12 protein-coding genes and 1 riboswitch are annotated in these 12,855 nt (G+C 61.8%); of the genes, 7 read left to right on the top strand and 5 right to left on the bottom strand.

Annotation, left to right across the window (positions count from 1 at the left end; translation table 11 throughout):
* The first annotated feature begins 16 nt into the window (after positions 1 to 16).
* Together FHT75_RS03890 and FHT75_RS03895 are read left to right on the top strand one after the other, a co-directional pair.
* Positions 17 to 430, top strand: a complete 414-nt coding sequence (locus tag FHT75_RS03890; RefSeq protein WP_047610598.1) for a hypothetical protein — start codon at positions 17 to 19, stop codon at positions 428 to 430.
* 795 nt (positions 431 to 1,225) lie between these two features.
* Positions 1,226 to 2,374 carry a hypothetical protein gene (locus FHT75_RS03895; protein WP_210294331.1) on the top strand — a complete coding sequence of 383 codons (1,149 nt, stop codon included), beginning with the start codon at positions 1,226 to 1,228 and terminating at the stop codon, positions 2,372 to 2,374.
* Between the two features lie 86 nt (positions 2,375 to 2,460).
* Here the strand turns inward: FHT75_RS03895 and FHT75_RS03900 are convergent, their stop codons facing one another.
* Both FHT75_RS03900 and FHT75_RS03905 read right to left on the bottom strand, forming a co-directional pair.
* A complete protein-coding gene (locus tag FHT75_RS03900; protein ID WP_063475168.1) occupies positions 2,461 to 3,447 on the bottom strand; it encodes an aldo/keto reductase in 987 nt (328 codons plus the stop codon).
* A 138-nt stretch (positions 3,448 to 3,585) separates the two neighbouring features.
* Positions 3,586 to 5,598 (bottom strand): BTAD domain-containing putative transcriptional regulator, encoded by a 2,013-nt coding sequence (locus FHT75_RS03905; protein ID WP_063475167.1) that lies wholly within the window; start codon positions 5,596 to 5,598, stop codon positions 3,586 to 3,588.
* Between the two features lie 177 nt (positions 5,599 to 5,775).
* On the opposite strand from FHT75_RS03905, the gene FHT75_RS03910 reads away from it, so the two are divergent.
* From FHT75_RS03910 to FHT75_RS03920, 3 genes are all read left to right on the top strand, one after another.
* Complete coding sequence (locus FHT75_RS03910; RefSeq protein WP_047610594.1) at positions 5,776 to 6,039, top strand: hypothetical protein; 264 nt, start codon at positions 5,776 to 5,778, stop codon at positions 6,037 to 6,039.
* Between the two features lie 324 nt (positions 6,040 to 6,363).
* The gene (locus tag FHT75_RS03915; RefSeq protein WP_047611701.1) at positions 6,364 to 6,744 is read left to right on the top strand and encodes a VOC family protein; all 381 of its coding nucleotides are present in this window, start codon (positions 6,364 to 6,366) and stop codon (positions 6,742 to 6,744) included.
* Between the two features lie 43 nt (positions 6,745 to 6,787).
* A complete protein-coding gene (locus FHT75_RS03920) occupies positions 6,788 to 7,270 on the top strand; it encodes a cupin domain-containing protein (RefSeq protein WP_063475166.1) in 483 nt (160 codons plus the stop codon).
* Between the two features lie 106 nt (positions 7,271 to 7,376).
* Here FHT75_RS03920 and FHT75_RS03925 read toward each other — a convergent pair whose 3' ends face one another.
* The 3 genes from FHT75_RS03925 to FHT75_RS03935 are packed head-to-tail and all read right to left on the bottom strand — an operon-like array spanning position 7,377 to position 10,299.
* The gene (locus FHT75_RS03925; protein WP_047610589.1) at positions 7,377 to 7,721 is read right to left on the bottom strand and encodes a response regulator; all 345 of its coding nucleotides are present in this window, start codon (positions 7,719 to 7,721) and stop codon (positions 7,377 to 7,379) included.
* 1 nt (position 7,722) lies between these two features.
* Positions 7,723 to 9,195, bottom strand: a complete 1,473-nt coding sequence (locus tag FHT75_RS03930) for a sensor histidine kinase (RefSeq protein ID WP_063475165.1) — start codon at positions 9,193 to 9,195, stop codon at positions 7,723 to 7,725.
* A gap of 27 nt (positions 9,196 to 9,222) precedes the next feature.
* A complete protein-coding gene (locus FHT75_RS03935; protein ID WP_245294581.1) occupies positions 9,223 to 10,299 on the bottom strand; it encodes an AraC family transcriptional regulator in 1,077 nt (358 codons plus the stop codon).
* Positions 10,300 to 10,387: 88 nt separating this feature from the next.
* Here FHT75_RS03935 and FHT75_RS03940 point away from each other — a divergent pair, with 88 nt between their 5' ends.
* Together FHT75_RS03940 and blh are read left to right on the top strand one after the other, a co-directional pair.
* Positions 10,388 to 10,756 (top strand): DsrE family protein, encoded by a 369-nt coding sequence (locus tag FHT75_RS03940; protein WP_063475164.1) that lies wholly within the window; start codon positions 10,388 to 10,390, stop codon positions 10,754 to 10,756.
* A gap of 182 nt (positions 10,757 to 10,938) precedes the next feature.
* Positions 10,939 to 12,219 (top strand): bifunctional sulfur transferase/dioxygenase Blh, encoded by a 1,281-nt coding sequence (gene blh / locus FHT75_RS03945; protein WP_063475163.1) that lies wholly within the window; start codon positions 10,939 to 10,941, stop codon positions 12,217 to 12,219.
* 274 nt (positions 12,220 to 12,493) lie between these two features.
* Positions 12,494 to 12,744: riboswitch (cobalamin riboswitch) on the top strand.
* The last annotated feature ends 111 nt before the right edge of the window (positions 12,745 to 12,855 follow it).

Here is a 12,855-nt window from a genome sequence, read left to right on the forward strand (position 1 = left end):
CGAAAGGAACGTTTCCATGCAACGACTTCTGCTATCAGGCCTTGCCCTTGCCGCACTGGCCGGCACCGCCTTCGCCCAGCAGCCGCCGGCTCCGCCATCCGCCGCGACTCCGCCCGCAGCGGCTGAACCCGGCTCGCCGCCTCCGCCGCCGTCTCCGTCCGCTCCTGATGACGATGAGCAGATGACGGACCGGCCGGACGCGAGGCCGGGAGATCGCCCGGATTTCCGCTGGCATGGTCGGAGAGGCGATATGGGCTTCCGTGGCTTCCGCGGTCATCGCCCGCCACCGCTACCGCCATCGAAGGCAGCGCATTTCCGGATCGAGGATGGAAACACCCGGATCGATCTGAAATGCGCCGAGGACGAACCGATGAAGGCCTGCGCGGATCTGCTGCTGCAGGTGATGGACCGCCTGCAGGGGCAGGACTGATCATCCGCACTTGAGGCGGATGCCGCACGATAATGCAACCGTCCGCGTTTTCTCGCGGGCGGTTTAAGTTTGACGCGAACGCCGCCCCGCTCTTCGTCATGTCAGGCCTTGTGCCGAGGATCTGCGGCGCCGGATGCAGATGCTCGGGACAAGCCCAAGCATGACGGAAGAGCGGTTGGCGCGTCCTCTCGCAGGTGGTTTTGTGACTTTCTCGGAGGTGATGGCTCGATGTGGCAGACCGCCACCCCCATCTCAACAGCCTGCTATTGCATGACGCTCACGTTCAACACCATCTCCTTGATCTCCCCGTCTCCAACAGGGAACCTGACAACGAACCTGTCACTGCCGATGTAGCCTGGCTTTGATGTATAATAACCAGCAACGCCTCCCACCTTGACCGTCCGGCATTTTGCCAGTTTTCCCTTTGCTTCGTGGGGAAATATCGGTTCATGGACAATCTGGAGACGCCCATGCTTGGGCTGCTCGATGATATGCGTAGGCGGGTAATCGGCGAGGCTGCAATCGCTGTGGATACGCCAGACTTGGCCCGCTCTCGTCCTTTCACCACTGCGTACCGTTAATGATGCGGACTCGCGTCTGAAGCTGTCGGAGGTTGTCGTGCAGCTCGAAAGCGAAATCACCGCCGCTGCCAATATCGAATATGCAAAGATGCTTTTCACTTATAAACCCTCAACTTTTGCTTGAATGAATATTGGATTTTTCTTGAGAGTCAATCAGAGTGCAAAGCTTTGATTTGGCAGTTGTTCTGCTTGTAGACATTGGCGAGGTGCAATCTTGAAAAGACGGGTCGTGGCGTGGGTCTTCTTACTCGCGGGCGGCGCTGGGGTGCTTCCGGCCGGCACCAGTGATGCCGGCGGGGTCCCGTTTTCCGCCAGCGGAAATGTTCCGGACTACAGGGCGTCAATGACCGTTCGAGAGGCCTATCATGAGCCGAAGGAATATTGGCGTTCGGTCGTCCATCACGATGGCTGGACCCGGGTCGAGGAGGTCATAAGCAATAGGACACGCATTGCCTATGGAAGCGCCCGCGATAACGTTTTGTTGTGGGCAACAAAGACCGGTGACGAGGACTTTACGGGGATCTTCATCGACAAGACCACGCCGCGGGAAGCGAGGGACACCGGGGACGCGGACAATCAGGCTGGTGAAGCTTGCAAATGGTCGGAGATCACCCGCAAGGCCTCGCACAGTAGCACGTCCGAACCGCTCTGGCTCAGTTGCCTGTCAGGTGACGGCATTGAAATTGGCACAAGGGTATTGCTCAGTAGCAAGGAGCTCAAGGAGCCTATGACCGAAACGCAATTGGTCAAGCTCGAGCGAACACCTGTTGCCGATTCCGAAGTCCTGCCCCCGAAGAGGCTTTTCGACCCCGGGTTCTGGCTGAAGCCGCTCAGGTACTATCCGGACAGACCCGCCGCGCTCGTCGATTTTGAAGCCAGAATGGCGGGGATAGACTCAGACCTCAGAATATTCAGACATTATCCCTGGCAAGCTGAAGAGCGTCGCGGCAAGGACGGATCGGTGCGGTTCAAGGTTTGGAACGACCTCGAAAATCAGGGAATCAATGTCATTTACTCCAAGCGCGAATATAGTCTTCAAGCCTTCCGTTCACCGCTTGATCCCGCACGACCGTTCAATCAATTCGACGCTGAAACAGGCCATGCGGACATGAAACGTAGGGATAATCACCTTGGTGAATCCTGCGCCTGGTTCAACATGACGCCCGACGCGGCAGACGCGATCAGAATGGAATGTTTGACGCCGGATGGCGTGCCCCTGAAAGTGGAACTGCATTTCGGTATGGGGGACGGTGAATTCTACACCGCCGTCGAGGTCAAACGCCGTCCCGTCGACATCAACGAAATGCTCCCGCCGCGCGAATTGATAGAGCCGTCGGCATGGGGATTTACGGTTGACGACTGAAGGCGCCACTCCCTGCATCCATCGGACGCCGGCGCATTGAGGGACAAGGATGTTCGTGCTGTCGCATCGAACTCGGTGTCGTCGGCTCACCGCGTGACGCGGGCTGCCGACGTTGCGGAGTAGCGGTCGCCGTGGATCTCGATGCCTGAGAACACCGCGTCGATCTCAGCCAGTTCTTCCGATGTGAAGGTGATGTCGGCGGCGGCGATATTTTCTTCCAGCCGGTGCAGCTTGGTGGTGCCGGGAATGGGGACGATCCAGGGCTTGCGGGCCATCAGCCAGGCGATGGCGATCTGGGCCGCGGTCGCGTTTCTGCGGCCGGCAATCGCCTCGATTGCATCGACCACCGGCTGGTTTGCCTTGCGGTTTTCGGCCGAAAGGCGCGGATTGGTCTTGCGGTGGTCGTTGCCGCCTTCGAAACTGGTGTTCTCATCCATCTTGCCGGTGAGGAAGCCACGGCCGAGCGGGCTATAGGGCACGAAGCCGATTCCGAGTTCTTCGAGGACGGGCAGGATTTCCGCTTCGGGGTTGCGCCACCATAACGAATATTCGCTTTGCAACACGGAGACCGGCTGCACGGCATGGGCGCGGCGGATAGAGCCGGCATCGGCTTCGGATAGGCCGAAATGCAGCACTTTACCGGCGCCGATCAGATCCTTCACCGTGCCTGCCACCTCTTCGATCGGTACTGCAGGGTCGACCCGATGCTGGTAGAAGATATCGATGCGATCGGTGCGAAGCCGCTTGAGGGCTTCTTCTGCGACCACACGGATGCGTTCCGGCCGGCTATCCAGGCCGACTTCCGGCCGGCCATCCTTGAAGCCGAATTTCGTCGCGATCACCACCTCATCACGGATCGGCGCCAGCGCCTCGCCGACAAGATCCTCGTTGGTGAACGGCCCGTAGGCCTCTGCCGTGTCGAAGAAACTCACGCCCCGCTCGTGCGCCGCCCGCAAGAGCGCAATGGCATCGCCGCGCTCCACCGCCGGCCCGCGATGGTAGTTCAGTCCCATGCAGCCGAAACCGATCGCCGATACATCAGGGCCTCTTTGGCCCAGCCTACGTTTGATCATGCGGATGTCCTCCTCAGGTTCGGTCGTAAGCTAAGGGCAAAGGCTGGTATCGATTAGCCGGTGATATCGGCATGGGCTTATGAGTTGGGTTCATAAATGCATCTCCGTTGGATCAGAGACGATCCTCGGAGGACGGCGCTACGCCGGCAGTCCCGCCATCCTGAGAGCCTCGATATAGCGTGCACGATCGTCGGGCCGCCGGAACGGTGGGAGCACGTCGGCGAGGTTGGAAAGCCGGAGCGCGGGATCCATCAGGCACAGGCGAGCGACCGTTTCCTGGGCTTGGCCAATCCGCCCGGCCATGGCCTGGCCCGCCGCCATCACGCGCATGGCGCTCGGGTAGTTCGGCTGGTGGCGTAGCGATTTTCCTGCCCAGGCTGTAGCGTCGTCATAGCGGCCGGCGCAAAAATGCGCGAGCCCGGTGTTGAACTGCCAGGCAAACAGGCGTGGATCCAAAGGGCTCAAGCGCATGGCAAGGGCGGCGTGTTCGACGGCCATATCAGGCTCGCCCAGGCACGCCTTCACCCAGCTGCTGACGCCGAGTGCTGCGGCGAGGTTCGGGTTGAGAAAGACCGCGCGATCGATACAGGCCGCGCTGCCGTCGAGGTCCCCGCCGACATAACCGATGACATATCCACCGTAGGAGAGCGTAACTGCATCGTCCCAGCCGAGTTCGACAGCTCTCCTCGCCAGTCGGGTGGCTTCGGCAGTTTCCTCTGCGGGATTGACCATCCAGCCGTTGCTCTTTCGTGTGGCGTAACACCGCGCCGCCCGGGCATGGGCTATGGCGAATTCCGGGTCGCGCTCGATCGCCTTCATGAACAGCCGCAAGGCTTCGTCGACGACCGATCTGCTGGTGATGGTCCGGTCGAAGGCCGCCAGGCCGCGGAGATAGTAGTCGTAGGCGTCGAGGCTCTCGGTCGGCTTGCGTTTGGCACGCTCGATCTCAGCCTCCTCCACTTTCGGCGTTATGGCGCCGACGATGCTCGAGGCGACCTGATCCTGAAGATCGAAGACATTCGCCAGGGTTCCATCAAAACGATCGGCCCAAAGGTGCGCACCGGTCGAGGTGTCGATGAGCTGGCCTGCGATGCGCAGGCGGTCACCCGTCCGGCGCACGCTTCCTTCGACCACGTAGCGGACGTCCAACTCGCGCCCGACCTGCTTTATGTCGACCGCCTGACCTTTGTAGGTGAAGCTCGAATTCCGCGCGATGACGTAGAGGTGGCGGAATTGAGCAAGCGCGATGGTGATGTCCTCGACGATGCCGTCGGCGAAATATTCCTGCTCCGCGTCGCCGCTCAGATTCTGAAACGGCAATACGGCAACCGATGGCCGATCGTGATGTTTCGCCGGCGCTGAGATGGCCTGCGGCTGCGGTACGAGGTCGGGGCCAGGTGCGCTCCGCTGATATTCGGATCCCTGCCGCGATTGCAGCGAAGCAGCCAAGGAGGAGGTTTCTGCCTCGGGTTCTGCCTGAAGATGCTTCCTCAACAATGCCCGGCAGGCTTCGAACTGGCGCAGGGCGGCGTTTTCGTGACCCCTGAGAGTGTGTATCCGTATCAGTGCCCGATGGGCGCCCTCGATGGTCGGGTCCGCAGCCAATAGCCTTTCGGCGAGCCTTTCGCAGGCCGATTCTTCCCCGGAACCCGGCTCGGAGAATGCGAGGCTCAGTCGCTCCACGAGCTGCAGCGCCTTCCGTTGATATGTGCTCCGGTAGGGTCGAAACCACTCATCCAGCCCGTCCGGAATGGCTTCGCCTGCCAACACCTCGCCGCGATAGAGATCGGCGGCGAAGGCGAGATCGGCCGTCCGGCCCGCCTCGAGTTTACGGTCGAAGATCGAAATGTCGGTCTCTTCAGGACCTGTTATCAGCGCGATGGTCTCTTGATCCCCATCGATGTAGATGGTGGCATCCCCGCCGGCTGGAAACGATCGCCTGATATCGACGAGCGCTTGCCGGAGACTATTGCGAGCTTGATCACTGCCTCGTCCCGGCCAAAAGGCTTCGGAAAGCGGTTCCCTGCGATGACCGCGGTGGCCGGCGAGCACCAGGGCAGCAAAGAGAAGCGACGTTTTGCGCGTGGTGAAGCGGACCTGCCGGTGCTCCCGGGACGTCACTTCGAGGCCACCCAGCAACCTGATGCGCACAGACCGTCTCCCAGATTTCGACCGCCACCGCAGATTAACATCTCGGCAGACAGATTTAACACCGATTTAGCGGCGGCTTGTCGAAGTTTTCCCGCCCGTTCACGCTCAGCCGAACGGCGCGAAAACACCGGCGTGGCAGGCTCCCACTTGCAAATCTGAAAAATGGGAGACGGAAAAATGGCTCACATGGAAACGCATGCCGGCATCAGCGCGCCGAAAGGACAGTTGTTCGGGGCCAAGCCGAACGCCGTAGCAATCATCGTCGCCGCCCTGAGGACGTGGCGGCTGAGCGTCGTAAGACGGAAGGCAATGGCGGACCTGACGCCGGATCAACTGAGGGACATCGGCTATCCCCGGGATAAACTCGGCCATCCCCAGATCAATCGCCCTGTGATCGAGATCAAGGCAGGGCTGATGACGAAGTTGATGTCGATGCGCTAGTCGGAAAATTCCGCTGCGCGGATGCGTCGGCTGCAGGTCGATGGCATAAGGATCCAAAACGCAAGCGCGGATTCGATTTGCAGAAGGCGATCATTGATTCTTCCCAGGATGTAATGCAGGCCGATTTTCAACATGCACAGCCCCGTCAATGATTGGCGGGGCTTTTGCTGTCCGGCGGGCAGGTGGCAGACGAGGTATGGGCGAGCCCGCGCCGTTGGGGCAAGGGCCGCTGATCTGGCATCCATCCTTCGCCAGCAGTCGTCTGTTTTTCCGCCGCGGCGATTTCGCCTATGATGGGATGATGGAACGATAGGGATGCACGGCATGATTGATCATATCACCATCGCAGTGAGTGACCTCGAGAAGAGCAAGCTGTTTTATGAACGTGCTCTCGCCCCCCTCGGCTATCGCCGTACCTTCGGGAAGGAGGGCGTGTTCTGGGCCTTCGATGTCGGCGGCAGTCTGTTCGAGATCCAGCACACCGACGACAAGCCGCCTCTGACGCGTGTGCACGTTGCCTTCCGGGTCCAAAGCAGGGCGGAGGTCGAGGCGTTTTATCGAGCCGCGCTTGAAGCCGGTGCGAGGGACAACGGCGCGCCCGGTCCGCGGCCGGAATATGAAGAGAACTATTATGCCTGCTTCGTTCTCGATCCCGACGGATACAATATCGAAGCGATGCTCAATCAGCCGGCGTCGCAAGGGTGAGGGGCAGGCTCCGCCCAAAGATTGCAATCGAGGGGAGGTGGGTATGTCAAGTTTCAGGAACGCCGTCGTCTCTTTACCCGGCAAGGAGCGCCTGGCGAGGACGCCCTTTGGCGCGAGGATCATCATTCATGCGACGGCCGCCGAGACCGGCGGCGCGTTCGGCATGTGGGAAACCTTCACACCGCCGGGTCATGGTCCGGCTCCCCACACGCATACGCGGGAGACGGAAGTCTTTCGGGTCATCCGGGGGCTCTATCGATTCCAATGCGGCGACGAAGCGTTCGACGCGCCTGTGGGAACCGTCGTCGTTCTGCCGCCACATGTCCCGCACAGCTGGCGAAACATAGGCGACGAACCCGGCCAGATGTTCGGCACGGTGACGCCAGGCGGCTGCGAGCAAATGTTCATCGATATCGAGGCTTGCAGTGCCGATACGCCTGAGAAAATCGCGGTGATCGAAGCGCGACTGGGGATCATCAACGACATTACGCTGGCGCTCGGATTGACGGGCCCGCAACCGCGCTGATCGATCATCTGGGTGTCGATCGAATCCAGTTCGGCCCTCGCCATCGCCCGCCACAACATGTCTCATTGGGGCGGCTCTTGGACTTGGGCGTCGGCCCTCTTGGGTCTCAGCTGACGGTTTCGATGACGGCGGCGAGATCGGCTGATGTGAATGGCTTGGTCAGCACCGGCCGGCCGGCAAAGGCGGGATCGATACCCGCTGGCCCATATCCGGTTGCGAAGGCGAAGGGGATACCGCGCTGCTGAAGGACCGCCGCCACCGGAAATGACTTATGGCCGGCGAGGTTTACATCGAGAACGACGAAATCGAGATTGCCATCGGCGGCAACCTCCAGCGCCGAGGGCAAACGCGCGGCGGTCGCCACGACCTCGTGACCGAGGTCCATCAGCATGTCCTCGATCATCATGGCGATGGTCATTTCATCTTCAACGACAAGTACACGCTTGGCCATGTCATTCGTTCCGGAGACGGTCTGCCGGAGCGTCGAGACGGAAGGAAAAACCCCGTTCGGCAAACGAAATCTCCACATTGCCTCCCGTCTCCGCGGCAAGGCCGCGCTGGATGAGGACCGTGCCGAACCCCTTCCGCTTCGGTTGTTCCACCGGCGGTCCGCCATGTTCGTCCCAGTCTATGCGGTAGCGTTGCGTTCCGTCGTCGATGATTTGAAGGGAGCATCTGACGCGGACGGCGCCGCCATCACTCGACCATGCGCCGTGGCGCACGGCATTTGTGCCGAGTTCATGAAAGGCCATGGTCAGCGCCAGCGCCGTCTTTGCGGAAACCCGGATATCGTCTCCGGTGAGCTCCCATCGCCCGCCATCCGGCCTATGCGGAACTGTCGCCTGGTCGAGCGTCTGTTTCAGGGACGCGCTGCTCCACAGTTCTCCCGTCAGCAGATCATTGGCACGGCCGAGCGACACCAGCCGCGCCGTGAAACTGTCCAGTGCACGCGGGATGTCGTCGGCATCCCGGAAGGTGCGGTACGCAAAAGCCTGCACCATCGCCAGATTGTTCTTAACGCGATGATTGAGCTCATGAACGACAAGTTCCAGCTGCTGCTGCTTGCGTCGCCGCTCGGTGATATCGGTCGCGGCCCCAAACCATTCGACGATGGCGCCTGCGTCGTTCAGGAGTGGAACAGCCCGTGACAACACCCACCCGGTGCTGCCGTCGGCCCGCCGGACGCGATGCTCGCATTCGAAAACACCCTTGCTTGATATCGCCTCGTCGATCACCGCCTGGATCGCCGGAATGTCCTCGGGAAACAAATAGGCCTCCTGCCAGGCGACAGTCGGATTGGCGGTGTCGGCAAGAACGTTGCGACCGTCGAGCTGCTGCATCTCCTTCCAGTCGGCGCTCATGCGATAGACGATATCGGTCGTGGCCGTAGTGAACGCCCTGAACCGCTCTTCGCTCTCGCGCAGCCGCCGCTGGGCAAGGACGCTTTTCGTCGTTTCGACGACGATCGCGATGACGCCCGCGGGTTTGCCACTTTCGTCGAGGACGGGCGAATAGTCGAGGTTCATCCAGGCAGGAGCCGGGCTGCCGTGGCGCAACAGCGTCAGTTCCTGGTTTTCGTAGGCGAGCGTTTTACCGGACAGCCCAACTTTCATGACATTGTCGTTGAAGTCGGCAATTTCGCTCCAGCCCTCGCGGACCTTGGAACCGAGAAGATCCGGATGGCGGCTGCCGGCGAAGACGGAATAGGCGTCGTTATAGATCATCACGCCGTCCTCGCCCCAGAGAAGAACGATCGGCACGGGTGAGAGCAGGAGCATGTTGGTGGCCGTCTTCAGACTTTGCGGCCAGAGATCGAGAGGACCGAGCGGCGTCTTGCTCCAGTCGCGGGTCTGGATCAGTCGGCCAATTTCCCCGCCACCGACAGGAAAGCGAGTTGTGAGTGGCTGAGGGGATTCGGAATCCAAGGCGCGCTCCCGATTTTGATGGTGCTTCTAATTAGCGCATCCTTTGATTTTTTCCACCCATGAGTGTTGCGGCTTCCTCATGCCAACCTTGTCCGAGCCGATCACACTCTGGGCCCGCGCCATCGCCCGCCACGTCGCCGGCGGGGTGGCGAAGGCGCGAGAGAAGGCGCGATTGAAGGCGGCTTCGGTGGCGTAGCCGGCGTCGTAGGCGATTGTTGCGATAGGCTGACCTGAGGTGGCGAGGGCGACACTTGCGAGGTAGAGCCGCCAGTCCCTGATATAGCGGATGGGCGAGGTCGAGAGCATCGCCTGGAAGCGGTCGGCGAGGGCGCTGCGCGACAGGCCGGAGGCTGAGGCGAGGTCCTCCAGCGACCAGTCGTGTCTGGGATCGTCGTGAATGAGGGAGAGACAGCGCGACAGCGCGGGGTCGGCAAGGGCTGCCAGCCAGCCGACCGAGCGCGGTTCGGCCATCATGATCTGATGGCGCAGGATCTCGATGAACACGATTTCAGTCAGCCGCGGCAGCATGGAAACTCCGCCGGCGCGCGGCCTGTCGACCTCCTCGATCATCTGGCGGATGGTGGCGCGCAACCAGTCGCCGTCATTGACGGCCCGTGTCCTGACATGGATCATTTTCGGCAGCGCCTGGTGCAGCGGCGCAAAGCTCAAGCCGTCCCATTGCAGATAGCCGCAGAGCAGCCGCACCCTTTGCGCCGCCTCGCCATAGCGCAGCACGGGAATCTCACGCCAGGGCTTCTGCGGCAGGTCGCGCGTCGGCAGCACCAGCATGCCGTCCCTTCCCGCGCCGAGCTGATGTCCGGTGCCGAAGGGGAAGACCAGCACGTCTCCGGCCTCCAGATCGGTCTCTTCCCCTTCCGTCTTCAGCCAGCAGCTGCCGGCCACGACGATGTGAAAAGGCATCGTGCCCGAAGCCTTGGCCGAGAGGTTTGCTAAGGCCGGCGCGGCATCCGTCTGCCAGTCGCCCGTCGGCATGAAGCAGAACTGCAGCGATCCCGACAGGCGGATCGTCGAAAGCAGCGCCGACAACACGTCGTCGCGCACGACACCCGCAACGCCTGGATTTTCGGACAAGGCTTCACGCATCCCGGCCAAATACGCGCCCCGCGCACCCTCCTATGGTGTTCTCGCTCACTCGTGGTGAGCGTTCATTTCAATTCACTGGGAGAATACTATGCAAACTCAAAGCGACAAACTGGTCGTGCTCATCACCAAGGGCATCGAATCCGAACTGTCCTCCGTCGCCTTCACCATTGCCAATGGCGGCATCACCGCCGGGCTGAAGGTCTCGGTGTTCCTCACCAGCACCGGGATCGATCTGGTGCGCAAGGGTGGCCAGCGCATGACACATGTGCCGCCGCTTGATCCGCTGTCGATGCTGATCGAGAATTTCCAGCAGCGCGGCGGCACGATCTGGGCCTGCCCGCCCTGCGTGACCTCGCGCGGTTACACGCAGGAGGACATGCTCGACGGTGTCGTCATCGTCGGCGCCAGCGCCATGCATGCCGAGATCAAGGAGGGCGCTGCGACGCTGTCGTTTTGACCGGAGGAGCCGGGCCGGGCGGAAGTATGAGGAGCCTCTCCCGCCGGTTTCGTCAGGCTTTGCGGGCCGGCGGCAAGCTCGGGGATGCGACAAGTGGTCTATTCTTGCGCTCGGCAATATACTTGTGAGATTGTGTCGATATACATGCGATAATGCCTGATGAGGGCAGCGCGGGGGCTTCGATGACATCCGTGAGGGTCAATGAGCTGATATCGGTGACGGGGCAGCCCGGCGCCGCGGACTTTGGTGCTTTCGCGGCAGACGGCTTTGCCGCCGTCATCAATGCCCGGCCGGATGGCGAGGAGCCGGGGCAACCCGGTAATGCAGCGGAGAAGGCTTCAGCCGCCGCCGCCGGGCTCGCCTACAGCTTCGTGCCGGTGAAGGGGGCCGAGATTACCGAGGCCGATATCCGCGCCTTTCAGGCGGCGATAGCTGAGGCGAAGGGGCCGGTCGTCGCCCATTGCAAGAGCGGCACACGGGCGCTGACGCTTTATGCGCTGGGCGAGGCGCTGGACGGGCGGATGAAGTCCGGGGATGTCGAGGCCTTTGGTCAAGGCCTCGGCTTCGATCTTGCCGGCGCGCGGCGCTGGCTGGAGAAGCGGGCAGGGCAGGTACCTCATGTGAAGGCCTTCTTCGAGCCCCGCACCTGCAGTGTGCAATATGTCGTTTCCGACCCGGCGACGAAACGCTGCGCCATCATTGACCCGGTGCTCGATTTCGACGAGATGTCGGGGGCGACGGGCACGGCCAATGCCGACGCCATCCTCGCCCATATCGAGAGCGAAGGGCTGACGGTCGAGTGGATCCTCGACACGCATCCGCATGCCGATCATTTCTCCGCTGCGTATTACCTCAAGGGAAAGACCGGTGCGCCGACGGCGATCGGCGCCCATGTCACCGACGTGCAGGCGCTCTGGAAGGAGATCTACAATTGGCCGGCGCTCGCGACCGACGGCTCGCAATGGGACCGGCTGTTTGCCGATGGCGAGACGTTCGAGATCGGCACGCTCAAGGCCCGCGTGATGTTTTCGCCCGGGCACACCCTCGCCTCGATCACCTATGTGATCGGCGACGCCGCCTTCGTGCACGATACGGTGTTCACGCCGGATTCCGGCACCGCCCGCACGGATTTCCCGGGCGGCAGCGCCAGCGCCCTCTGGCACACGATCCAGGCGATCCTGTCGCTGCCCGAGGAGACCCGGCTGTTTTCCGGTCACGACTATCAGCCGGGTGGCCGCCACCCGCGCTGGGAAAGCACGGTTGCCGCCCAGAAGCGCGCCAATCCGCATATATCGGGCATCGACGAGGCCGGCTTTGTGGCGCTGCGCCAGGCGCGCGACCGCACGCTGCCGAAGCCGAAGCTGATGCTGCACGCGCTGCAGGTCAATATCCGCGGCGGGCGGCTGCCCGAGCCGGAGGAGAACGGCCGGCGGTATCTGAAGATTCCGCTGGATGCGTTGTGACGGGGCGGCCCTGGCAACCGCCGCATCGTTCAAAGCGTGCTTCCTATAGCAGCCCCGGCGAAGTCATCCCCACCAATAGCAGCCGGCACCCATGTTCCCCGACTGCTTCATAGGCAAGGCAGTTTATCGCAAGGAAGCGCTTTTCGCCGCAATGTCAACCGACCGCCACCGGCAGTTTGCGCACCGAACGGCGGCGCGCAGCCATGCGCGCGATATATTTATCCGCCGGTGGTGCGGCGCCCTCTGAATAATCATTGACGGCGCGCGGGCAGGCGACGTAACTGGGGGAGACGGTTCCCTGAAGATGACTCCAAGGGGATTAATAGGGAACACGGTGAGGACGACCCAGTAGGGACCGAGACCGTGGCTGCCCCCGCAACTGTAAGCGGATTGTCGATCTCGGGGTTGATCGCGGAGCGATCATGCCCTTGGCCTAAAGGCCACGCCACTGCGGATATTGCGGGAAGGCGGATGAAAGACGGATATCCGCAAGCCAGGAGACCTGCCGTCAATCGCGATCCAATCAACCGGGCGGGGATGCCCGGACAAGGAACAGACATGATTGTCCTTCTGAACCTTCGCCTGATATCGGCATGCATCCGTCTCGATTGGGCCTCCCGCGGCTAGTCTACGCGT

The organism is Rhizobium sp. BK112 (genome assembly GCF_014193215.1).
In the GTDB taxonomy this organism is placed as follows: domain Bacteria; phylum Pseudomonadota; class Alphaproteobacteria; order Rhizobiales; family Rhizobiaceae; genus Rhizobium; species Rhizobium anhuiense.

What these genes read in the sequence shown, in the direction of transcription:
- FHT75_RS03935 (WP_245294581.1), bottom strand. Translation starts at nt 10,299, where the DNA reads ATGCGTGAAGCCTTGTCCGAAAATCCAGGCGTTGCGGGTGTCGTGCGC.
- FHT75_RS03925 (WP_047610589.1), bottom strand. Translation starts at nt 7,721, where the DNA reads ATGGCCAAGCGTGTACTTGTCGTTGAAGATGAAATGACCATCGCCATG.
- blh (WP_063475163.1), top strand. Translation starts at nt 10,939, where the DNA reads ATGACATCCGTGAGGGTCAATGAGCTGATATCGGTGACGGGGCAGCCC.
- FHT75_RS03940 (WP_063475164.1), top strand. Translation starts at nt 10,388, where the DNA reads ATGCAAACTCAAAGCGACAAACTGGTCGTGCTCATCACCAAGGGCATC.
- FHT75_RS03900 (WP_063475168.1), bottom strand. Translation starts at nt 3,447, where the DNA reads ATGATCAAACGTAGGCTGGGCCAAAGAGGCCCTGATGTATCGGCGATC.
- FHT75_RS03915 (WP_047611701.1), top strand. Translation starts at nt 6,364, where the DNA reads ATGATTGATCATATCACCATCGCAGTGAGTGACCTCGAGAAGAGCAAG.
- FHT75_RS03920 (WP_063475166.1), top strand. Translation starts at nt 6,788, where the DNA reads ATGTCAAGTTTCAGGAACGCCGTCGTCTCTTTACCCGGCAAGGAGCGC.
- FHT75_RS03910 (WP_047610594.1), top strand. Translation starts at nt 5,776, where the DNA reads ATGGCTCACATGGAAACGCATGCCGGCATCAGCGCGCCGAAAGGACAG.
- FHT75_RS03890 (WP_047610598.1), top strand. Translation starts at nt 17, where the DNA reads ATGCAACGACTTCTGCTATCAGGCCTTGCCCTTGCCGCACTGGCCGGC.